18 protein-coding genes are annotated in these 23,882 nt (G+C 29.7%); 14 read left to right on the forward strand and 4 right to left on the reverse strand.

Features of this window, described 5'->3' with window-relative positions; translation table 11 throughout:
* Window positions 1–39 precede the first annotated feature (39 nt).
* The 3 genes from BLT70_RS00390 to BLT70_RS00400 are packed head-to-tail and all read left to right on the forward strand — an operon-like array spanning window position 40 to window position 4,150.
* Entirely contained in the window at window positions 40–1,344 is a 1,305-nt protein-coding gene (locus tag BLT70_RS00390; RefSeq protein ID WP_091889991.1) for a trehalase family glycosidase, read from the forward strand.
* Between the two features lie 22 nt (window positions 1,345–1,366).
* On the forward strand, window positions 1,367–3,013 hold the full coding sequence (locus BLT70_RS00395) for a sodium/solute symporter (RefSeq protein ID WP_091889994.1): 1,647 nt from the start codon (window positions 1,367–1,369) through the stop codon (window positions 3,011–3,013).
* 12 nt (window positions 3,014–3,025) lie between these two features.
* On the forward strand, window positions 3,026–4,150 hold the full coding sequence (locus tag BLT70_RS00400; protein WP_091889997.1) for a glycerate kinase: 1,125 nt from the start codon (window positions 3,026–3,028) through the stop codon (window positions 4,148–4,150).
* 6 nt (window positions 4,151–4,156) lie between these two features.
* On the opposite strand, the gene BLT70_RS00405 is transcribed toward BLT70_RS00400, so the two are convergent.
* Window positions 4,157–4,690: a hypothetical protein gene (locus tag BLT70_RS00405; RefSeq protein WP_091889999.1), complete on the reverse strand. Its 534-nt coding sequence runs from the start codon at window positions 4,688–4,690 to the stop codon at window positions 4,157–4,159.
* A 63-nt stretch (window positions 4,691–4,753) separates the two neighbouring features.
* A complete protein-coding gene (glpQ, locus tag BLT70_RS00410) occupies window positions 4,754–5,734 on the reverse strand; it encodes a glycerophosphodiester phosphodiesterase (RefSeq protein WP_091890003.1) in 981 nt (326 codons plus the stop codon).
* 48 nt (window positions 5,735–5,782) lie between these two features.
* Here glpQ and BLT70_RS00415 point away from each other — a divergent pair, with 48 nt between their 5' ends.
* Window positions 5,783–6,022 carry a hypothetical protein gene (locus BLT70_RS00415; RefSeq protein ID WP_091890005.1) on the forward strand — a complete coding sequence of 80 codons (240 nt, stop codon included), beginning with the start codon at window positions 5,783–5,785 and terminating at the stop codon, window positions 6,020–6,022.
* Here BLT70_RS00415 and BLT70_RS00420 read toward each other — a convergent pair.
* Window positions 6,019–6,996 (reverse strand): endonuclease, encoded by a 978-nt coding sequence (locus BLT70_RS00420; RefSeq protein ID WP_091890008.1) that lies wholly within the window; start codon window positions 6,994–6,996, stop codon window positions 6,019–6,021. The two genes, BLT70_RS00415 and BLT70_RS00420, sit on opposite strands and share 4 nt — an antisense overlap.
* Window positions 6,997–7,247: 251 nt before the next feature.
* On the opposite strand from BLT70_RS00420, the gene hflX reads away from it, so the two are divergent.
* The gene (gene hflX, locus BLT70_RS00425; protein ID WP_091890010.1) at window positions 7,248–8,459 is read left to right on the forward strand and encodes a GTPase HflX; all 1,212 of its coding nucleotides are present in this window, start codon (window positions 7,248–7,250) and stop codon (window positions 8,457–8,459) included.
* 14 nt (window positions 8,460–8,473) lie between these two features.
* Window positions 8,474–9,328, forward strand: coding sequence for a CPBP family intramembrane glutamic endopeptidase (locus BLT70_RS00430; protein ID WP_091890013.1), 855 nt, complete (start codon window positions 8,474–8,476; stop codon window positions 9,326–9,328).
* Between the two features lie 60 nt (window positions 9,329–9,388).
* Here the strand turns inward: BLT70_RS00430 and BLT70_RS00435 are convergent, their stop codons facing one another.
* Complete coding sequence (locus BLT70_RS00435; RefSeq protein ID WP_091890016.1) at window positions 9,389–10,498, reverse strand: CNNM domain-containing protein; 1,110 nt, start codon at window positions 10,496–10,498, stop codon at window positions 9,389–9,391.
* 290 nt (window positions 10,499–10,788) lie between these two features.
* On the opposite strand from BLT70_RS00435, the gene nirB reads away from it, so the two are divergent.
* The 8 genes from nirB to BLT70_RS00475 all read left to right on the forward strand — a co-directional run bounded on the left by nirB (window position 10,789) and on the right by BLT70_RS00475 (window position 23,881).
* Window positions 10,789–13,305 carry a nitrite reductase large subunit NirB gene (gene nirB, locus BLT70_RS00440; protein WP_091890019.1) on the forward strand — a complete coding sequence of 839 codons (2,517 nt, stop codon included), beginning with the start codon at window positions 10,789–10,791 and terminating at the stop codon, window positions 13,303–13,305.
* 369 nt (window positions 13,306–13,674) lie between these two features.
* On the forward strand, window positions 13,675–14,052 hold the full coding sequence (gene nirD, locus BLT70_RS00445) for a nitrite reductase small subunit NirD (protein WP_091890022.1): 378 nt from the start codon (window positions 13,675–13,677) through the stop codon (window positions 14,050–14,052).
* 8 nt (window positions 14,053–14,060) lie between these two features.
* Window positions 14,061–14,645, forward strand: a complete 585-nt coding sequence (locus tag BLT70_RS00450) for a DUF4202 domain-containing protein (protein WP_091890024.1) — start codon at window positions 14,061–14,063, stop codon at window positions 14,643–14,645.
* Between the two features lie 15 nt (window positions 14,646–14,660).
* The gene (locus tag BLT70_RS00455) at window positions 14,661–16,472 is read left to right on the forward strand and encodes an ATP-binding protein (RefSeq protein ID WP_091890027.1); all 1,812 of its coding nucleotides are present in this window, start codon (window positions 14,661–14,663) and stop codon (window positions 16,470–16,472) included.
* Window positions 16,473–16,528: 56 nt separating this feature from the next.
* The gene (locus tag BLT70_RS00460) at window positions 16,529–17,188 is read left to right on the forward strand and encodes a response regulator transcription factor (protein ID WP_091890030.1); all 660 of its coding nucleotides are present in this window, start codon (window positions 16,529–16,531) and stop codon (window positions 17,186–17,188) included.
* A gap of 170 nt (window positions 17,189–17,358) precedes the next feature.
* Window positions 17,359–18,780, forward strand: a complete 1,422-nt coding sequence (locus tag BLT70_RS00465; protein ID WP_091890033.1) for an MFS transporter — start codon at window positions 17,359–17,361, stop codon at window positions 18,778–18,780.
* 149 nt (window positions 18,781–18,929) lie between these two features.
* Window positions 18,930–22,451 carry a nitrate reductase gene (locus BLT70_RS00470; protein ID WP_091890036.1) on the forward strand — a complete coding sequence of 1,174 codons (3,522 nt, stop codon included), beginning with the start codon at window positions 18,930–18,932 and terminating at the stop codon, window positions 22,449–22,451.
* A complete protein-coding gene (locus BLT70_RS00475) occupies window positions 22,448–23,881 on the forward strand; it encodes a rubredoxin (protein ID WP_091890039.1) in 1,434 nt (477 codons plus the stop codon). The genes BLT70_RS00470 and BLT70_RS00475 overlap by 4 nt, the downstream gene beginning before the upstream one ends.
* The last annotated feature ends 1 nt before the right edge of the window (window position 23,882 follow it).

Genomic DNA, 23,882 nt, shown 5'->3' on the forward strand with positions numbered 1-23,882 from the left:
GAGTAGTGAGTTTTAAAATTATATAATACCAATTTAAAAATGAATAAATTAGAAAAACAAGCAATAGAAGTACTTAATAATAATTGGACGGATGGTTTTAGTATTCCTTGTGCCAATTTATATCCCTTTCAATGGTTATGGGATTCTGGCTTTATTGCCATTGGTTTTGCACATTTTGATATGACAAAAGCAGAAAAAGAAATAGAAACTTTATTAGATGCACAATGGGAAAACGGATTTATTCCACACATTGTGTTTCATACAGAAAATGATAGTTATTTTCCTGGTGCAAATTTTCATCGTTCAGATTTACATCCTCTAGCATCAAAAAAATACAAATCTACAGGAATGACGCAGCCACCTGTAACTGGTTTTGTACTAGAAAAAATGTATCAAATTAGCGAAGACAAAGAAGCTTCTTTAAATTACATAACATCTGTAATTGATAAAGTATATTTTAATCACGAGTATTTTTACAACAACAGAGATCCTAAAAACGAAAGTTTAGTTTATATTTATCATAACTGGGAATCTGGTACAGACAACTCCCCAATTTGGGATGATATTTGGGCAACCATGAATCCGCCAGAATATACTTTTGAAAGAAGAGATACTACGCATGTAGATGCTGCACAACGCCCATCTAAAAGAGAATATGATCATTATTTGCACATTATAGAAATTGCAAAAGAGCATAATTATAGTGATGAAAAAATAGCTGAATTATCTCCTTTTTTAGTCCAAGATCCTTTGTTTAATGCAATGCTGATAAAATCAAACCAAAGTTTAATAGCTTTATATAAATTGATTGGTGGTAATAATGATAAAATAAAACAACTAGAAAAATGGCAAGAAAAAGGTATAGAATCATTTAATAATAAATTATTTGATGAAGAAATTGGAGCATATATTCATTACGATTTAAGAAACGAAAAATCTTTAGGATATTTATCTTCTTCTTCTTTTTCTCCTTTGTTTGCAGGAATTCCATCAAAAGAAAGAGCAGAAAAAATGGTAAACGTAATGCTAGATAAATTTGGAAATAAGGATCAATATTTATGTGCTTCTTTTGATCCAACAAGCAATCGTTTTAATCCTAAAAAATATTGGAGAGGTCCGGTTTGGATTAATTTAAACTGGATGCTTTTCTACGGATTAAAAGAATATGGTTTTACAGAAATAGCAGAACGTGTAAAACAAGATTCTATAGATATGATAGAAAAAAATGGCTTTTACGAGTATTTTGATTCTAGAAAAGAAATACACAAAGATGGTAAAGCTGGTTATGGAGGAAATCATTTTTCTTGGAGTGCCGCTTTATTAATAGATATGCTTAAAAATTAAATCCACATAAAACAAACTGATTATGAATTGGCTAGACTATAGTATTGTAATATTTTACATTATTTTCTTTTTAGGAATGGGGTTTTTCTTTAAAGAAAATAAAGATTCTAAAGATTATTTTTTAGGAGGTAAAAGTATGGGGTGGTTTCCTTTGAGTTTATCAACCATGGCAACACAATTATCGGCAATCAGTTTTATTTCTGCTCCTGCATTTGTAGGGCTAAAATTAGGCGGCGGGATGAAATGGCTCACCTTTGAGTTTGCTGTTCCTTTAGCAATGATTTTTATTATGATTGTTATAATTCCGCCTTTATTCAAATCTGGGGTTGTTAGTATTTACGAGTTTGTAGAAAAAAGATTTAGTACTTCTACTAGATTAATTTTAAGTATAGTTTTTCAAATAAGTAGAGCTTTAGGTACTGGAGTTATGGTTTACACAATAGCTATTATTTTACAAGCAGTTTTAGATATTGATTTTGTGTACACCATTTTAATTATAAGTGTAATTACTATTATTTATTCTTGGCAAGGCGGTATGAAAGCTGTTGTTTGGGGAGACGCCATACAAATGATTATTTTATTCGCAGGTTTAATTATTTGTTTATATTTTGGATGGACTCTTTTACAAGAACATGGTGGTTTAACTAATGGTTTTGATGCTGAAAGACTAAAAGTAATCGACTTTAATTTAGGAATTGGAGAAGGAAATGAATATGGTTTGTTGCCAATGATTATTGGTGGTTTCTTTTTATATGCATCGTATTATGGTTGCGATCAAACCCAAGCACAACGTATGTTGTCTGCAAAAGATGAAAAAACCATTAAACAACTTTTGTTAGCAAACGGACTTTTGAGATTTCCGGTAGTTTTAATCTATTGTATTATGGGTTTAGTTATTGGTGGTTTAATAGCACAAGCACCTGATTTCTTAGAGGAAATTGCTATGACAACACAAAAATATTTTCCAGAAGAATTTGCAACTCATGGAGTAAAAGCAGATTTAATGATTCCTGTTTTTATTATGAAATATTTACCTCATGGTTTAATTGGTGTTTTAATGGTTGGTATATTATCTGCTGCAATGTCTTCTTTAAGTTCTACTGTTAATTCATTATCTGCAGTAACTGTAGAAGATTTCTTTAACAGAGGTAAGAAAAAGTTAAGTAATAAAAATTACATGCTTATCTCTAAAGGTTCTGTTGTTTTTTGGGGTGTTATTTGTATTGCATCTGCATTTTTATTTGGAGGAAGTAAAAGTGCAGTAATTGAAATTATAAATGCTATTGGTTCTGTGTTTTACGGACCTGTTTTAGTCACTTTTTTCTTAGCTTTCTTTTCAAAAAAAGTAAATCATATTGGTATGAATGCTGGAATTATATCCGCAGTATTAATAAACTTAATGTTTTCTAAAACCATTCAAGAATTATTTCATATTGATTTAGGGTTTAATATTTTTTGGATTTGGTTAAACTTTACTGGAGTAATAATTGCATTGGTAGTTGCGTATACTGTAAGTGCTTTTACTCAAAGTATAAAAGTGAAACGCATTTCTAATTTTAATGTGAGTATAAAAAAGGAAGATTTTATGATAAAAGAAGTGTATATACTTATTGCATTTTTTATTTTTATCGTAGTATTAAGTTATTTTTTGCCAACTATATTAAGTTAAAGAATAAAACAAATGAAAATAGTGATTGCGCCAGATAAATTTAAAAACTCGTTAACTGGCTTAGAATTTTGCTCTATTGTTAAAAAAGGAATTTTAGAAAAATCACCAGAGGCAGAAATACTTAATTTGCCCTTGGCAGATGGTGGAGATGGAACTATAGAAGTAGTAAAATATTACCTAAAAGGAAAAACAATAGATGTAAAAGTTAATAATCCTTTTTTCGAAACTATAAATGCAACTTATATCTACTCTAAAAAAACAAGTACAGCTTTTATTGAAATGGCAGAAGCATCTGGCGTTAAATTATTAAAACCAGTACAATTCGATTGTAAAAACGCAACCACTTTAGGTACAGGAGAAATAATAGTTGATGCTATTAATAAAGGCGCAAAAACAATTATTTTAGGAATTGGCGGAAGTGCAACTAATGATTGTGGAATTGGAATGGCAACTGCTTTAGGATATCAATTTTTAGATAAAAACAATCAAAAAGTAAAACCTATTGGCGCCAATTTATCTAAAATTAAAACTATTGATGCAACAAATATTCACCATGAATTAAGTAACGTAGATTTTAAAATTGCTTGCGATGTAACAAATCCTTTATATGGAGAAAATGGAGCAGCTTTTGTGTATGCTGCTCAAAAAGGCGCGTCAACAGAAGATATTTTACTGTTAGATAAAGGACTACAAGATTTTACTAAAATATTAAATGATGTTTTTTCTACGGATGTTCAATCTGTAAAAGGCGCAGGTGCTGCAGGCGGAATGGGAATTGCTTCAAAACTTTTTTTAAACGGAACGTTAGAGCCAGGAATTCAATTAATTAAGAATTTAGCACAATTTGATGATAAAATTAAAAATGCAGATTGGATTATTACTGGAGAAGGAAAATTAGACACACAAACTATGTCTGGCAAAACTATTCAAGGTGTATTGGCTTCCGCAAAAACAAAAAAAATTAAAGTAGCCGCTTTTTGTGGTTCCATAGATTTGGGCGGAGTGAATGTCGGTGATTTTGGAATTAAATATACAGACGCTGTAATAAATTATGCAAAAGATTTAAACGATTCTATGTTAAACAGTAAAAAATATTTGGCTTTAATGTCTAAAAGATTTGCTACAAAATACCTTTAACAAATATTAACTCCAAGGTTCTGTATTAGGTTCTAATTGTTTTTGACTGGTAATAATCGTTTTTGTTCTTTGTTCTACTTCTCCTATTTTTAAGCAAGAAAATAATAAGAAAGAAATTTCTAAATCCTTATTATCTAAAAGTTGAAGTTTTATGAATTCATTAAAATCTGGTTCTAAAAAAGATTCGTCTATTTCTGCTATTTTATGTCCGTTTTTGAAGATGGAAATTTTCTTTTTGTAATGAATTTTTAGTTCGTAAGTGAGTTCATTAATATCAATTGAATAGATGGTTTTTCTGTTGTTTTGAGAAATTAATTCTATTAAATTTTTATCATTATTTTTGATTGTAAAAACCATTTTCCATTTCCAAAACTTAAACTTTTTAGAAATATAATAAATAATTTTTTCTTCAGAATTAAAGACTTCAGAACCAAATTTTCCAAATTCCATAAACCATTTAGAGCTGTATAGTTTTTTTTCAGCATTAAAAAGATCTAAAGTATTATTAAAATGTTTTATTGAATATACTTGAGTACTCATAAAAAAATGGTGTTGAAAATTAGAATAATCTTACAAAGATAAATATTTCAGTATTAGCAATTTTTATTTTTTATCTTTTAAAAAATTTACAACCAAATCTGGGAAATCAGAAAAAGCACCATCAACATTTGCATCAATTAATAGTGTTTGCATCATTTCATTAAAGTTTGAGAATTCATTTAAAGCATCTGCTCTAAAAGTATAAGGATGTACTTTTAATCCGAGTTTATGAGCATCAGAAACTAGTGAAGTAAAAGTGAATTTGTTATCAGTTTTTTCTGATAAAATCTGTCTGTACCAAGGTCCAATTCCATCTGCATACGTTGCAAAATGTGCTAATTGTTTTGTTTCTTCAGGGAATTCTATCAACTGAACTAAAAATAAATCAGACTTTAATTCTTTTCTGATTTTCTCTAACTCTTTGGCATCAAAACACTGTAAAATACACTTGTCTTTTTTGGTTTTGTAACCATAGTCCGCAAGAACTTTTAAAACAATTTTGGTTAAATTTTTCCCTTCTTTTTGATGGAAAGCAGGTTCTTTAATTTCAGGATAAATTCCGATATTTTTTCCTGTTGATAAATTTAAACCCTGAATTAATTCAATTTCTTCTTGAAAAGAATGTAATTTAAAACTCCCTTTTCCTTTCGGGAAACGATTTGGATAAAATTGTTCTCCAGTTTTTGGGTTAAAACGTTCTGTAACTTGTAGTGTTTTTAATTCATCAAACGTAAAATCAATCACATAAAACCTGTTGTCTTCTCGTTTTCTTGTTGAAAATTTTGTTGCAACATCAGTTACATCATCCAAATAAATATCATGAATTACAATAGGGATGTCATCTTTACTTAACACTAAATCTTGTTCAATAAAATCAGCATTCATAGCATGTGCCATCGCTTTTGCCTCTAAAGTATGTTCGGGCAAATAACCAGAAGCACCTCTGTGTGCAATAACAATTTTAGGGTTCATATAAATTTCTTTTTTAGAAGGTTTGCAAGAAACGAGTAACAAACCTATCAAAAATAATGAAATTGATTTCATTTTAATGAAAATTAAGATTTAAAGATATAACTTTTGTAATTTTGCAATATGAAATTAGCGTTAAAAATAATGTTTGTTATCTTTTTAGTTTGGATGGCAGCTGGATTGTATCTTGTAAATACAGCACACGAAAAAGCTCAAATTGTTATGGGTTTAGGCGTATTTTACTTTTCGTTTTTGTTTATGCCGTTCTTTATTTATTACAGATACAGAGATGGAAAATACAAGAAATATATTTTAAATGACGAAAAGTTGATGAAAGCTTTTAAAAGTCAGGGAAAAGATTAATCTTCTTTTTCTAAAAATGCATACACAGGAAAATGGTCAGAAAATCCGCCTTGATACCATTTGCCAATATAGGTTCTAAAGGGGCTTCCTTTTAGTTTTCCTTTATGAATTTTTAACCAATCTTTATTAAATACTTCGGCGTGTTTAAATTGTAACCCTCCTTTTTCTTTCTCTAAAAAGTTGTTAGAAAAAATAATTTGATCAAATAAATTCCATTTTTTATTATAAGTTGTGGTACCTTTTTTTTCTTTATCAAGTAAGCTTTCCATTGGGTTGTAAAAATCATCTTTTACAAAATGGTTTTTTACACTTTTACTTTCTGGATCATCATTAAAATCGCCCATAATTATAATATTAGCGTCCATTTCTTTTTCCTGAATAGTATCAATAATATTTCTCAATGTTTCTGCAGCAATAATTCTTTTGTGTTCTGTTTCTGCAGCGCCTTCTCTTCTAGAAGACCAGTGATTTACTAAAATGTGTACTAATTCTCCGTGTAAATTTCCACTAATTTTTAAAATATCTCTAGTATAATCTCTTTGACCATTGTCATTTTTTAAATAGACAGGATAAGTTTCAGAAACCAACAATTCAAAAGCTGTTTTATTGTATAAAAGTGCTACATCAATTCCTCGTTCGTCTGGCGAATCATGATGAACAAAATCATAATGTTGCTTTGTTAAATAAGATGAGTTTACTAAATCGGATACAACCTTTGAGTTTTCTACCTCTACCAAACCAACAATTGCTGGCGGATTTTTAGATTTTTGCATGCCTAATTGAGAAATTACAGATCCTAGTTTTTTTACTTTTATTTTATAGCGTAAAATTGTCCATTTGTTTTTTCCTTTTGGAGTAAAATTATCATCGTTAGTTGCTGGGTTGTCTATAGTGTCAAATAAGTTTTCTACATTATAAAATGCTACAGTAGTAATTTTTTTACTTTGTTTTGATGAGGAAATTGATGAGAACATTTATAGTTTTTTGTAAATCTAGCACAATTTTATAACATAAAATAGATGTTTTATTAACATTTAAATGTATTATTTTAACTTTACTTATATTATTTTTGCATAAATTAATTGTTTAAAAAGAAAAAGTATAAGACTAGAAACCATCAGATTTGAATTAATTAGCTAAGATTTGAATTAATTAGCCTAAACCTCAATTTCTATTGAGGTTTTTTGTATTTATAAAACAAGATTTGTTTGTACTTTTGCATTGTATGATAGACCAAAAAGAAGCTATATCCGAAAAAGTTGTTTTAATAGGTATAATTACCCAACAACAAGATGAAACTAAATCTAAAGAATATTTAGATGAACTAGATTTTTTAACATTAACTGCTGGTGGTGTTGTGGTTAAAAGATTTGTTCAGAAAATGGAAAGGCCAAATCCTAAAACCTTTTTAGGAACTGGTAAACTAGAAGAAGTAAGAGATTTTATTCAAGCAAATAAAATTGGTACTGCTATTTTTGATGATGAATTATCTGCCGGACAATTACGAAATATTGAAAAAATATTAGATTGTAAAATATTAGATAGAACTAATTTAATCTTAGATATTTTTGCACAAAGAGCACAAACAAGTTCTGCTAAAACACAAGTAGAATTAGCCCAACATCAATATTTATTACCACGTTTAACAAGACTTTGGACACACTTAGATAAGCAAAAAGGTGGTATCGGAATGCGTGGTCCTGGTGAAACGGAAATTGAAACCGATAGACGTATTATTCGTGATAAAATAGATGTATTAAAAAAGAAACTATTAACAATTGACAAGCAAATGGCTGTTCAGCGAAAAAATCGTGGAAAATTGGTGAGAGTTGCTTTGGTTGGTTACACAAATGTTGGTAAATCTACATTAATGAATGTAGTTAGTAAAAGTGATGTTTTTGCAGAAGACAAGCTTTTTGCAACTTTAGACACTACAGTTCGTAAAGTGGTGATTAAAAATATTCCTTTTTTAATGACAGATACTGTTGGTTTTATCAGAAAATTACCAACACAATTAGTAGAATCCTTTAAATCTACTTTAGATGAGGTTCGAGAAGCCGATTTATTATTACATGTTGTAGATATTTCGCATCCTAGTTTTGAAGATCAAATTGCTTCTGTAAATGCAGTTTTGGCAGATATAAAATGTGCAGATAAACCAACTTTAATGGTTTTTAATAAGATTGATGCATATTCTCATGAAATTATAGATGAAGATGATTTGTCAACACAAAAAGGCAAAGAACATTATAGTTTGCAAGATTGGCAAAAAACTTGGATGAATGATTATGAGGTGCCATCTATCTTTATTTCTGCTTTAAATAAAGATAATTTAGAAGATTTTAAAGAAAAAGTGTACGAAGAAGTGAAGAAAGTTCACATTCAACGTTTTCCTTATAGTGATTTTTTGTATCACGAATATAATGGAGAAGAGTAGATTACATTTATGAAATGGTAGAAAATGAATTTAAATACAGAGGATGGTTAAGAGTTGTGTTGCTCATTATTCCTTATTTTATTTTTGTTGGATTTTTTCAATTTATTGGTTCGTTAATTATTGGTGTAGATTTTACAGATTTAGAAGTAAATCAAACTTCTTTTCAATATTTGGTAATTAGTTTTTTTGGATTAATTGGTGCATTTTTTGCCCTTTGGATTTTTATGAAGTTTGTGGATAAAGAGCCATTTGTAAAACTTGGATTTCAAATAAAAAATAGGTTACTTGATTTTATTATCGGCATTGTAATTGGTTTGTTTACAATGTCTTTAGGTTACCTGATTTTAATTTATCTTAAAGAAATTATTTATTTAAAAACCAATTTTAATCTTATTGAATTACTTATTTCTATTCTGCTTTTTATAATTGTAGCTGTTGCAGAAGAAACTCTTTTACGTGGATATATTTTAAAAAACTTATTGTTTTCTTTTAATAAATATATTGCGCTAATAGTTTCATCAATTTTATTTTCGTTGATGCATGGTTTTAATCAAAATGTAGATCTGTTCGCTTTATTCAACTTGTTTTTAGCGGGAATACTTTTAGGTTTATCCTACATTTATACAAGAAATTTATGGTTTCCTATTGCAATGCATTTAAGTTGGAATTTATTTCAAACACTTTTTGGATTTAATGTTAGTGGAAGAGATACATATTCGTTAATTGAATTTGAAATAAATGAACCAAATTTAATTAATGGTGGTGCTTTTGGTTTTGAAGGTTCTTATTTGGCTATTATTGCGCAAATTATAACTATTATTGGTATAGCGGTTTATTACAATAATAAAAAACCAGAACAAATTCTTTAAACTTATTCTATTTAATAAAGAATTATAAGGTTAATTTTTAGTAAAAAAAACAAAAGATGTCTAGTCTTTATCTTGAATAGTCCCCATTCTTTTAGCACGTTTTTCCCAAGATTTTCTGGCATGAGCTTGTAGATCTGCAATAGAATCACTTTCATCCATAATTTCTAAACCAAGTAAAGTTTCTATAACATCTTCTTGAGACACAATACCGCTAACAGAACCATATTCGTCAACAACTAAAGCGATATGTTCTTTTTCTTTTATCAACTGATCAAACAAATCAGGAATAGATAATTCTCTTTCTGTAATAATAATATCTCTTTTAATAGAGGCTAATGTTTGCTCGCCTTTTCCATTAATTATAGATTCTAATAAATTATCTTTTAGAAAATAACCAGTAATTTGATCAGGATTTTCTGCAAAAACAGGAATTCTAGAAAAACGTAAATTTTTATGTTCGTTATAAAAACATTGTATAGTTTGACTTTCATCAGCAATTTCTAAAACAGATCTTGGCGTCATCACGTCATTTACTTTTATCTCTTTAAAACCTAAAAGATTTCTAATAACTTTACTTTCATTTTCCTTAAAAACGCCATCTTTTTCAGCCATTTCCGTCATCACTAAAAATCCTTCTCTACTTAAAATACTTCCATGACCTTTACCTCCAATAAGTTTTGTTGTTAATTGTAAAAGCCATAAAATTCCAGTCCATTTTAAAGGGAAAATCATTATTTTTAAGGCTTTTGATGTAAAGTTAGCTAATTGTTTCCAGTAAGTTGCACCAATTGTCTTGGGTATAATTTCTGATGCCACTAAAATTAAAATTGTCATAATTGTTGATACAATACCAACCATAACATCTTCTGTAATTTTAATTCCAAAAATAGTTTTAGCAGATGTTCCATACATTTCTGCATACGCTACTTTTGCTTGTACACCAACTAAAATTGCGCCAACAGTATGTGCAATTGTGTTTATTGTTAAAATAGCAATAAGAGGTTTGTCTACATCTTTTTTAAAAGTTTCTAAGTCTTTGGCAAAATCAGCGCCTTCACTTTTTTTTAGGTTGATAAATGTAGGAGTAATACTTAATAAAACAGCTTCTAAAATAGAGCATAAAAAAGAAAAGAAAATAGAAACTGTTGCGTATAAAATTAAAATTGTCATTTACAGAAATTTAGATTGCAAAAATACATAAAAAAGAAATCTTCTAAGAGTGTTTTTTTGTTTTGAATAGTTATTAAATGAATCCATTTAATTTTTTTTTAAAGTTTTTATTATTAATATTCGTAATAATACATAATTAATAATTGTACTATAAGTATTTTGAAGATTTAGAAAATTAGAATGAATCTTTTGTTAAATTAATAATTTTATGTGTTAATTAAAAAAAATGAATTAACAATACTTAAAAAGTAAGTAATAATACGTAGTTTTGTGATATAAAATACGTAATTATGAAAACTATTATAGTTGTAGGTAATGGAATGGTAGGTTATAAATTTTGTGAAAAATTTGTTTCAGCTGCTAATAACAAAGGGTTTAGAATTATTGTTTTTGGTGAAGAACCAAGACCTGCTTATGATAGAGTTCATTTAAGTGAGTTTTTTGAAAATCAAGATGCAAAGGCTTTAGAAATGGCGCCTGCTGAATGGTATGCAGAAAATGCTATCGATTTAATTGTAGATGAAAGAGTGACAGATATTCAAAGGGGTTCAAAAACCATTATTACAGCTAAAAACAGAACTTTTAATTACGATTATTTAGTGTTAGCTACAGGTTCTTCTGCATTTGTACCTCCAATTAAAGGTGTAGAAAAAGAAGGGGTTTTTGTGTATAGAACAATCGAAGATTTAGAAGGGATGTTGGCTTATGCAGATAAATTAAGAAATGAAAATCCTAATGCAAAAGCGGCTGTTTTAGGTGGAGGATTGTTGGGTTTAGAAGCTGGTAAGGCTGTTATGGATATGGGTTTAGAGCCACATATTGTAGAGTTTGCACCTAAATTAATGCCAAGACAATTAGATGCAAGAAGTAGTAGGGTATTGCAATTAAAACTAGAATCTATTGGTTTAAATATTCACTTAAGTAAAGCAACCAATCAAATTTTAGGAGAAGACAAAATTGTAGGAATGGAATTTGGAGAAGATGATGTTCTAAATGTAGATATGTTAGTGGTTTCTGCAGGAATTCGTCCAAGAGACGAATTAGGAAAAACCTGTGATTTAGATATGGGAGTTCGTGGAGGAATTGTCGTAAACAATAAAATGGAAACTTCAGATGAAAATATTTATGCAATTGGAGAAGTTGCTTTGTACAATCAAATGATTTATGGTTTAGTAGCTCCTGGTTATGATATGGCTGCTGTTGCAGTAGATCAAATTTTAGGAAATAAAGAAAGTTTAATGCCTTCGGATATAGATATGTCAACCAAATTAAAATTAATTGGAGTTGATGTGGCTAGTTTTGGAGAACCATTTATGCCAGCTTCAAAAGGCCATTCTATCATTTTCGAAAATAAAACACAACATTTATATAAAAGAATTAACGTTAGTCTTGATGGTAAATCTTTATTAGGCGGAATTTTAGTTGGTGATGCATCAGACTATAATATGTTGCATCAAATTTATTTAAACGGAATGAAAATTCCTGAAGATCCAGCACAATTAATTTTACCTGCAACAGAAGGTGGTTCTTCTTTTGGTGATGTTATGGATTTGCCAGATGATGCTCAAGTGTGTTCTTGCGAAAACGTTACAAAAGGTCAGATCTGTGGAGTTATAGAGAGTGGAGAAGCTAAAGATTTAGCAGATGTAGTTTCTTGTACAAAAGCAGGTACAGGTTGTGGTGGTTGTAAACCAATGGTAAAAGACATTACAACAGCAACATTAAAATCTTTAGGTATAGAAGTTAAAGATTCTGTTTGCGAACATTTCGATTATAATAGACAAGATTTATATAAAATTATAGAAGTTAAAGGCTATACAACTTTTAATGAAGTTTTAGATAGTCATGGAAATGGAGGGCATGGTTGTGAATTATGCAAACCTTTAGTGGCTTCTTTAATGGCAACTATACATGCTGACACTGCAAATAAAGAATATGCAATTCAAGATTCTAATGATAGATTCTTGGCAAACATCCAAAGAAACGGAACCTATTCTGTAGTGCCAAGAGTTCCTGGTGGAGAAATTACGCCAGACAAATTAATAGCTTTAGGCCAAATTGCAAAAAAATACGATTTATATACTAAAGTTACAGGTGGTGTAAGAATCGATTTATTTGGAGCAACGTTAAATCAGTTGCCATTAATCTGGAAAGAATTAATTGCTCACGGATTCGAAAGTGGTCATGCTTATGGTAAATCTTTACGTACTGTAAAAACCTGTGTTGGTTCTACTTGGTGTAGATATGGAATGGACGAAAGTGTGAGTTTTGGTATCGAATTAGAAAATAGATACAGAGGAATTCGTGCACCACATAAAATTAAAGGAGGTGTTTCTGGTTGTATTCGAGAATGTGCAGAAGCGCGTGGAAAAGACTTTGGTTTAATTGCTGTAGAAGGTGGTTGGAATCTTTATTTAGGCGGAAATGGAGGTGCAAACCCAAGACACGCAGAGTTGTTTGCAGAACAAATTGATAATGAAACTGTAATAAAATATTTAGACAGATATTTAATGTTTTATATGCGTACAGCAAAACCTTTACAAAGAACTGCTGCTTGGCAAGAGCGTTTAGAAGGTGGTTTAGAGTATTTAAAAGAGGTAATTATTGAAGATAAATTAGGTATTGTAGAAGACTTAGAAACTGAAATGGAAACTTTAGTAAATAAGTTTGAGTGCGAATGGACGCAGGCTGTAAATGACCCAGAAGTTATGAAGCGTTTCAATCACTTTGTAAATTCAGATGAAGAAGACGATAATATTGTTTTTGTACCAATGAGAGATCAAAAAATGCCAGAACAATGGGTTTAGTTTCCTGCTGAAAAATATTCCTGCAAGGTTTCAAGAACCTTGTAGGTATTAAAAAAGTGGTTTTTGCTGTTTTCAATTGAATTACAATCCAGGAAGGTTTCAAAACCTTGTAGGTGTAAATAAAAAGTAAATTAATTTGGGCGTTTTAACGGGCTTTTCGCACTCGCTTTTTTTCTGAAAAAGAAAAAAGAGCTCAAACAAATGCTTCAATCCCTAACGCAAAATCCAGTTTATACAAGTTAGTAATAATTATTTAATAGATACAATTTTAAAACATAGAGGTCTTAACAGAATAAAATAATACAATTTCTCCAGTAATAATTATTTCTTGCATTAAGAGATAGTAAGGAGATTTTTAATCACATAATTATGGAACAAATTTTAGAACAATACACATCAACAAAACTAGAAGATGTAAAAGTCTGGTTTAAAGCTGCAACTGTGCAAGATTTTCCTTTAGATGGTGGTGCTTGTGTAAAGTACAAAAACAAACAAATTGCTGTTTTTAATTTTGCAAGATTAAATAAATGGTATGCCTGCCAAAATGTTTGTCCTCATAAAATGGAAATGGTGTTAAGTAGAGGTATGATTGGTGATGATAAAGGAACTCCAAAAGTTGCTTGTCCTTTACATAAAAAAACATTTTCTTTAGAAGACGGATCTAATTTAACTGGCGAAGATTTTAAAATTGCAACTTATCCTGTTAAAATAGAAGATGAAATTGTGTATATTGGCTTTTCTGAATAAAGCTACCTATGAAACCTACAAGATTTGAAACTGCAATCGCGTTAATAGACAAAAAAAATGCTGAAGACCCAAATACGTATCAAGTTGCTGGTTTAGCATATCCTAAAGAATTGTTGTACTCACAAAGAATGACAAGAAAATTACTTCAGTTTGATCCTAATGCATCAAAAGCATTACAAATTGCAGCAAGAGCACAGCACATTTGCAGGTGGAAAATTGAAAGAAAAGAATATCCTATGGACAGAGTTGGATATTTAAAATGGCGTGAAACGCTTAAAAAAATTCATGCAGATTTAACTGTAGAAATTTTACAACAAGTAGGTTTTGATGAGCAATTTCAAGAAAGAGTTAAAAAAATAATCCTAAAGAAATTAATTAAGAAAAATGAGGAATCTCAAATTTTAGAAGATGCCATTTGTTTGGTTTTTTTAGATTATTATTTCGATGAATTTGCTGCAAAACACACAGACGAAAAAGTAATCGATATCTTAAAAAAGACTTGGGTAAAAATGTCAGACAAAGGGCATGCTGCAGCACTAACAATTCCTTTTTCTGATAAAAGTTTGGCTTTGGTAAAACAAGCTATTTCGTAACAAAAATCACTTAAAATGACAAAAAACGGAAATTCTTTAGATCAACGTACGTTTTCTAAATTAAGCCGTTTGTACATCTTTGCTTTAAGTACAATTGCTGTTTCTGTAATTATTAGTCAAGTTTTAGTAAGAAATCATTTAGAAAATCAAGAAAGTGATTCAACAGTAATTAATGTTGCTGGTAGGCAGCGAATGTTAAGTCAAAAACTAACAAAAGAAATTGTTTCTCTTTCTGTTTCTCCGAGTTTAGAAAACAGAATATCACTTAAAAATAAAATTAAAGAAACGCTATTTTTATGGGAGTTATCTCATATTTCTCTTCAAAAAGGTAATGATAGTTTAAGGTTGCCTAAACAAAATAGTGATGAGGTTAAGCGAAAATTTACAGCTATAAATCCTGTTTTTAAAACCATAAAATTAGCATCAAACGCCATAGTCAATAAATTAGAAAAAAATCCTGTTATTAATATTGATGATTTAGCTGCTAATATAAAATTAGTAACTAATAATGAAAGTTCCTTTTTGTTAAAAATGGATGCTATTGTTAATCAATATGATTTAGAGGCAAATGAAAAAGTAGCTTGGTTAAGAAAACTAGAGTTTTTTTTAATGGCATTAACCTTAATAATTCTTTTAGGTGAATTTTTATTCATTTTTTGGCCAACTGCAAAATCTGTAAAAGCTACTTTGTCAGAATTATTGTTAGCGGAAAAAAGAGCTAAAAAAATGGCTTTTAATGCAGATCTGTTAAGTGTTGCTAAAGAAGAATCTGTAAAAGAATTAAGAGCTTTAAGTCATGCAATGGATGAAACGTTGTTGTTTGCAAGAATTTCTCCAAATGGAAACTTAATTCATATGGGAAATAAGTTTTCACGTTTGTTTAGATTATCAAACTTTAACAAAGAAATTTTATTTTGGGATCTTTTATCCATCAATGAAAATGAAAAAATATTAATAGAAAATTTAATAAATAAGCATAAAAAAACAGGGTGGCAAGGAGAGGTAAAAGCTACTGCTAAAAATGATGTTGTTATTTGGTTAGAAATGTCTATAATACCCTATAGACCCACAGAAAATAAATCCGAATTATTAATTATTGCATCAGAAATTACAGACAGAAAAGAGGCTCAAATAGAGGTGGAAAGGCTTACAGAAGTTAGCTTTGAAGAGAAAATGAGTCAGCAAAAAATAATTTCAAGTAAAATTATTGAAAATCAAGAAAAAGAACAAAATAGAATTGCAAAAGATGTACATGATGGAATAGGGCAAATGTTAACAGGTTTAAAATTTAATTTAGAAAGTATAAATTTAGATGATATAGAAAAAGCTAAAATTAAAGTTGAACACTTAAAGGAGTTAACTGCAAATATTATAAAAGGAGTTAGAACAGCTACTTTTAATTTAACACCTCCAGAATTATCAGATCATGGAATTGTACCAGCAATATCTAAATTATCTAAAGAATTGGGTAAATTAACTGGTAAGGAAATTCTTTTATTTAATAAAACAGATTTCAATCAGCGTTTAGATTCCTTAACTGAAATTAATATTTATAGAATTACCCAAGAAGCTATTAATAACGCTATTAAATATGCAGATTCTTCCAGTATTTTAGTATCACTTTCTCATAGTAAAAATATGTTAAGTATTGTAATAGATGATGATGGTAAAGGGTTTGAGCCATCTAAAGTAAAAAAAGTGAAAAAAGGAGATGGAGGAATGGGAATGACTTTTATGAAAGAGAGAATTACATATATTAATGGTAGGTTGTTTTTGAATTCTGAGCTAGGTAAAGGAACTAGGGTTACCTTAAACATTCCAATTTAAATACGTATTTTTACTTAAATTTATTATTTTTGTAAGTATAAAATCGATAATTAATTATGATAAATGTAGTTTTAGCAGACGACCATGTTTTAGTAAGAGATGGTATAAAAGCACTTTTAGAAGATCAATCAGGAATTACTGTAATTGATGAAGCTTCTAATGGAAAAGAAGCTTTAGAAGTTATAGCCAAAAATAAACCACATGTTTTAATTATAGACATTCGTATGCCAGAAATGAATGGTATTGAGGCGGTTTCAGAAGTAAAAAAACATTTTTCTGATGTAAAAACATTAATGCTTTCTATGCACGATTCAGAAGAATACGTTGTAAAATCTATACAAGCTGGTGCAGATGGTTATTTGTTAAAAGGAGCAAGTAAAGAAGAGTTTTTAAAAGCCGTGATAAAAGTAGCTTCTGGCGGTAAATATTTTACAGGTGATGTTTCTTCTATTATAATGAATAATTTTGTTAACGGAAACGCAACTAATTTAGAAGTTTCAAAAAAAGTAAGTACAGGGCTCCCCTTTAAATTAACCAAAAGAGAAAGACAAATTTTAGATTTGGTTTTAGAATTAAAAAATAATAAAGACATTGCTGATGAACTCAAAATCAGCAAGAGAACTGCAGAAGTACATCGTTTTAATTTAATGAAGAAATTAGAGGTAAAAAATCTAATGGAATTAACCAATAAGGTTAAAGAATATCAATTAATATAATTATTAAGGTAGAGTAGTTTTTTAAAACAATCTTTTTTTAACGTCAATTTTACAATATCCTTAAAATGAGTATTGTGTAATTGTTGATTTCCTAATAATTAGAATATACGTATTTTTTATACTTAAAATTAAGTATTTATACTTAGTTTTGTAATATAAATATATGTATTATGTCTACTTTAGCTCAAGAAAAAGCAACAAAACTAAGTCTGTTTAATTTTAAAAATGTATCCACTCGTACTTTTTGGATTACATCTATTTCATTTTTTATGTGCTTTTTTGCCTGGTTTGGTATTGTGCCTTTTATGCCAGATGTTGTAAAAGATTTAGGTTTAACACCAGATCAAAAATGGAATTCTATCATTTTAGCGGTTTCAGGAACCGTCTTTGCGCGTTTACTAATAGGTAAATTATGTGATAAATATGGGCCAAGATTATGTTATACTTGGTTGTTAATGTTAGGTGCAATTCCTGTTATTTTATGTGGTTTAGTGCAAACGCCAACTCAGTTTTTGGTTTGTAGATTATTTATCGGTTTTATAGGAGCGTCTTTTGTAATTACACAAGTGCATACTTCATTAATGTTTGCACCAAATATTGTAGGTACTGCAAATGCAACTTCTGCAGGTTGGGGTAATTTAGGTGGTGGAGCAAATAGATTAGGGATGCCTTTAATTGCGGGAGCAGTTGTAGCATTTGGTGTTGCAGATGCAGAAGCTTGGAGATATTCTATGGTTATTGCAGGTGTTGTTTGTTTTTTAATGGGTATTGTTTATTTCTTTTTTACACAAGATACTCCAAAAGGAAATTTTAAAGAATTAAAAGCTTCAGGAGAAATAGTTACTGCTAAAAAAGATCAGATTGGTTTTTTAGAGGTTTTAAAAGATTATAGAGTTTGGATTCTTTTTGTGGTTTATGCAGCAAGTTTTGGAATTGAATTAACAGTTTACGGAACTATGGATGATTACCTTCAGAATACGTTCCAATTAGAAAGAGTTACTGCTGGTAACATTGTGCTTTCATTTGCTTTAATGAATATTTTTGCAAGAACTTTAGGTGGCTTTTTTGGTGATAAATTTGGGAAATTAAAAGGATTAAGAGGTCGAGTTTTATTCTTGTCTTTTATCTTAACCATACAGGGTATTATGTTGATTTCCTTTTCGGGAGCATCAAGTATAATTTTAGGAATTGTTTTATTAATTTCTTTTAGTTTAAGTGTGCAAATGGCAGAAGGAGCTACATTTTCTGTAGTGCCATTTATCAATAAAAAAGCAATTGGTTCTGTTTCTGGTATTGTTGGTGCAGGTGGTAATGTTGGTGCTTTTTTAGCAGCAATGTTATTAAAATCAAAATCTGCTGTAGCAGAAAAAGCAGCTATTGCAGCTAATGAAGGTTTGGGAGAAGAAGCAATTAAAGCAGCTCAATCTGTAGCTTCTTCAAGCGCAGTTTCTAGTGGGTATTTATTAATTGGTTTTGTGGTAATTGCAACAGCAATTGTTTCTTTAACTATTAAGTTTTCTAAAGAAGATGAATACTCAGAAGCTCCAGAAAAAGTAAAAGAAATAGCACCAGAATTGGTAATTGTAAAATAAAGAATTACAGTTGTTGTATTCTTAATCAGAAAAAAATATTTTTTTTTGATGTAAAACCAACTAAACTATTTTAAGTTATTAAGAATAATAAAGTCAATGTTTGGTTTGTGAAAATTTAATGTCGTATTTAGTGTAAAATCTTTGTCTATATGATTAAAAATGAAGTAAAAACAACGTGTTCTTATTGTGGGGTAGGTTGTGGTATTATCGTAAAAAAAGACATAAACAACAAGGTTTTTGTTGAAGGAGATAAGGATCATCCTGTAAATAAAGGAATGTTATGTTCTAAAGGAATGAATTTGCATTATGTTGCAAATGATGTTTCTGATAGAATTTTATATCCAGAAATGCGTTGGTCTCGTTCTCATCCTAGAGAAAGAGTTTCTTGGGATACAGCTTTGGATAGAGCTGCAAACGTATTTAAATCCATCATAAAAAAACACGGGCCAGATTCAGTGGCTTTCTATGTTTCTGGACAAAGTTTAACAGAAGAATATTACATCGCAAATAAATTAACCAAAGGTTTTTTAGGTACTAATAATATAGATACAAACTCTCGTTTATGTATGAGCTCTGCAGTTGTGGGGTATAAAAAAACTTTTGGAGAAGATAGTGTGCCAGTTTCTTACGAAGATATAGAATTAGCTGATTGTTTTTTAATAACAGGTGCAAATCCTGCTTGGTGTCATCCCATATTATTTAGAAGGATAGAGAAAAGAAAAGAAGAAAACCCAAATGTAAAAATTATAGTAATTGATCCTCGTAGAACAGATTCTGCAAATTTTGCAGATTTACATTTGCAACTAACTCCAGGTACAGATGTAGTTTTATATAATGCAATTGCAAGGCGTTTGTATAAAAGAGGTTTAATTGATGAAGATTTTATTAAAAAACATACTCAAGGTTTTGAAGATTATAGAAAAATAATTTTAGATACAAATCTTAAAAAAGCTTCAAAAATATGTGGAGTTTCTGAAGATGATATAGAAAAAGCAGCAGAAATTATTGGGTTATCTAAAGGCTTTATAAGTATGTGGGCAATGGGTTTAAACCAAAGTGTTATAGGTACAGATAAAAATACATCACTTTTAAATTTATCCTTAATAACAGGTCAAGTTGGTAAGCCTGGTTCAGGTCCATTTTCTTTAACAGGTCAGCCAAATGCAATGGGTGGTCGTGAAGTTGGTGGAATGGCTAACCTTTTAGCAGTTCATAAAGATTTAGGAAACGAAGAACATAGAAGGGAAGTTGCGCAGTTTTGGGGAGTAGAAAAAATATCGCCAAAACCTGGCTTAACAGCAACAGAAATGTTTGATGCTTTAGAGCGCGGAAAGTTAAAAGCGGTTTGGATAGCTTGTACAAATCCGTTAGTAAGTATGCCAAATTCACATCAAATAGAAAAAGCAATGGCAAATTCTAAGTTTGTTGTAGTACAAGAAATTTCTCATAAATCAGATACTGTAAAATATGCAGATTTGGTTTTACCAGCTGCAGCTTGGTTAGAGAAAGAAGGTACAATGACAAATTCTGAACGTAGAATATCTTATTTGCCAAAAGAAATAGATGCTCCAGGAGAAGCAAGACCAGACGTAGAAATTTTTTGTGATTTTGCACAAAGAATGGGTTTTAGAGGCTTTAATTATAATAGTACTGCAGAAATATATGATGAATATGCATCTATGACTAAAGGCACAAATATTGATGTTTCTTTTTTAAATTACGATCGTTTAAAAAATGAAGGTACTTTTCAATGGCCAGTAAATGAATATCGTCATTCTGGTACACCTCGTCTTTTTGAAGATAAAAAATTCTATACATCATCTCAAAAAGCAATTTTTAATGTTCCATCAACCATAGAAAATACATCAGTAAAAACGAATCAAGATTATCCATTAATACTTACAACAGGTCGTATTCGAGATCAATGGCACACCATGACAAAAACAGGTAAAGTATCGCGCTTAAAAACGCATTACCCAAAACCTGTTCTAGAAATTAATCCTGTTGATGCGTATTTAAATGGTATAAAAGATGGCGATGTTACAGAAATTAAAAGCGCAAATGGAGTAGTTAGAGTGCGTGCGAAAATTACAGATGCTATAAAAGAAGGTGTTGTTTTTTTACCTATGCATTGGGGTAAAGTTTTAAAAAGTAATTTAAATAGAGCAAACAATTTAACAAATACACATATAGATCCTGTTTCTAAAGAACCCGATTTTAAATTTACTTCGGTTTCAGTTTCTAAATACAAAAAAGCCAAAGAAAAAATAATTGTAGCTGGTGCAGGTGCAGCTGCTTTTCGATTTTTACAGAATTATAGAGATTATAATCAAGTTGATGAAATTCACGTGTTTTCTAAAGAATCGAATTTGTTTTATAATCGTGTTTTGTTGCCAGAATATATTACAGAAGAATTGACTTGGCAGCAATTATTAAAGATTAAAAATGCTGAATTAAGTAATTTAGACATTCATATTCATCCAGAAACTTTAATTGATAAGATTGATAAAGAAACTAAAATAGTTACAGATTCAAATGGTGAAACGCATACTTTTGATAAGTTAATTTTAGCCACTGGTAGTAGGGCTTTTATACCAAAAGATGTACAAATAGATTTACCTGGTCGTTTTACAATGCGTAATAAAAGTGATGCTGATGAATTTAAAAAATACTTAGAAAATACAGGTTTGCCTCCAGAAGAGCAACATGTAGTTATTGTGGGTGGAGGTTTATTAGGTTTAGAATTGGCTGCAGCAATGAAGCACAAGAATGTGAAAATTACAATTGTGCAAAGAGCATCAAGATTAATGGAGCGTCAATTAGATAAAATTTCTAGTAAATTATTGTCTTTGGATGTGCAAGAAAGAGGAATTCAAATTTATTTTGATAATGAAGTAAGTACTGTTTTTGATGATGATGAAACAGGTGAATTAACCATCAACCTAAAATCAGGAAAATACATTACAGCCAATGCAATTGTGTATGCAATTGGTACAAGACCAAATATAGAAATTGCAAAAAATAATGGAATTGTTTGTGGTAGAGGTGTAAAAGTAAATCAGCATTTACAATCTTCACATCCAGATATTTTTGCTATCGGAGAAATTGCAGAATTTAACAATCAATTATTTGGTATTACATCTGCAGCAGAAGAGCAAGCAGGAATTTTAGCCAATTTTATTGCAGGTGATATTAGTGAATCTTATAAAGGTTCTGTGTTAATGAATATTCTAAAATTCAATGATTTAAACCTCTGTTCAATAGGTGAAATTAAAGTGCCAGAAAACGATAATAGCTATGAGGAAATCATTTTTACAGATATGTCTAAACGATACTATAAAAAGTGTATTGTTAAAGATGATCTTTTAATTGGGGCTGTTTTAATGGGCGATAAAAACGAGTTTGCAGAATTCAAAACAATGATAGAAAGCAAAATCGAAATGTCTGATAAAAGAGATACATTATTAAGAGGTTCTTCTAATGATGTGCCAATGTTGGGTGAGCTAGTTTGTTCTTGTAGTCAAGTGGGTGCAGGTAATATAGAAGAGGCAATTGCTGGTGGTTGCACAAACTTTACAGAATTATGTAATAAAACAGGTGCTGGTTTAGGTTGTGGAAGTTGTAAAACTGAGGTAAGAGAAATTTTGAATAACGCAAAAGTAAAGGTATGAGCAAGCAATTGAATCGAGTTATTGTAAAAGGTGGTGTTTTATCTCCAGGAGAACTAAAATACATTTGCGAATCTGTAGAAAGTTTAGGTCAAAAAACGATTTCTTTTGGTTCTAGACAGGATATTTTATTGCCCAAAAAAGTTAAAAAAGAAGATTTATCTCAATTTGATAAATTACGAGTGGTAGAAGCAGACGAGGTTGGTATAGAAAATATTATGTCTTCTTATGTTTGTGCAGATATTTTTCCAAGTACTTCTTGGTTAACAGGAGATCGATACTTGTATATTTTAGAACAATTCCGATCAAAATCTACCTTAAAAATAAATATTACAGATCCAAAACAACGTTTAGTGCCTTTATTTACAGGGCATATTAATTTTATTGCTTCAGAACACGAAGATTATTGGTATTTGTACATCAGACTTCCTGGTTGGGATGAAATAAAAATGTATCCTGCTTTAATTTATTCTTGGGATTTAGATAAAATTGAAACAACAATAGAAAACATTTTAAAAGAAGAACCAGAAACTATTGAAACTATTTTCGAGTTGGTAAACGATGCTTTAGACGCAAATAATAGAACTGTTGATAAGCCTTTAGAAGTCCCTTTTTATCCTTTTCCGTATTTTGAAGGGATGAATAAAATAGGATCAGATAAATATTGGTTGGGTTTATATTGGAGAAATAATAAGTACGATATTTCTTTTCTAAAGGAAATGTGCGAATTATGTTCAGAAAATAAGATAGGTAAAATTTCAATTACACCATGGAAATCTTTTATTGTAAAAGGTATTCCAAGAGAATCTAAATTGATTTGGGAAAAATTTTTAGGTAAAAGAGGTATCAATGTTCGTCATTCAATGTTAGAGTTAAATTGGCATTTGCCAGTATCCAATAAAGATGCATTAAATTTAAAAAAATACTTAGTTGCTAATTTCGATCAAAATGATATTAGTACTTATGGATTAACATTTGCGATTACAAACTATAGCAAAGCTTCTTATTATTTTACATCTATAGTAGTTCAGAAAAATAAGCAACCAGAAATGATTGGTAATTTTCAAACAAGAGATACTTATAATTTATTGTATGCTAAAGACTTTGATCCTAATACAAGGCAATATATTATGCACGTTCAAGATGTTGATAAAGTTGAATTACCTGGTTTGTTGATGGAATTAAGTCAGTTGTATTTTGATGATTTAGGTAGTGAAAAAGAAGATGAAAAAGGCGCAGAAATTAAAAAAGAACAGATAGAATTAGAAGTGTATCAGTGTCAAGATTGTTTCACTATTTATGATGAAGCTTATGGAGATGTAACACAAAATATAGCTGCAGAAACCTTATTTTCTGAATTACCAATAAATTATGAATGCCCACTTTGCGAAGCTCCTAAAAGTAATTTTGAAAAAGTGGTATTGGTAAAATAAA

This window comes from Polaribacter sp. KT25b, assembly GCF_900105145.1.
In the GTDB taxonomy this organism is placed as follows: domain Bacteria; phylum Bacteroidota; class Bacteroidia; order Flavobacteriales; family Flavobacteriaceae; genus Polaribacter.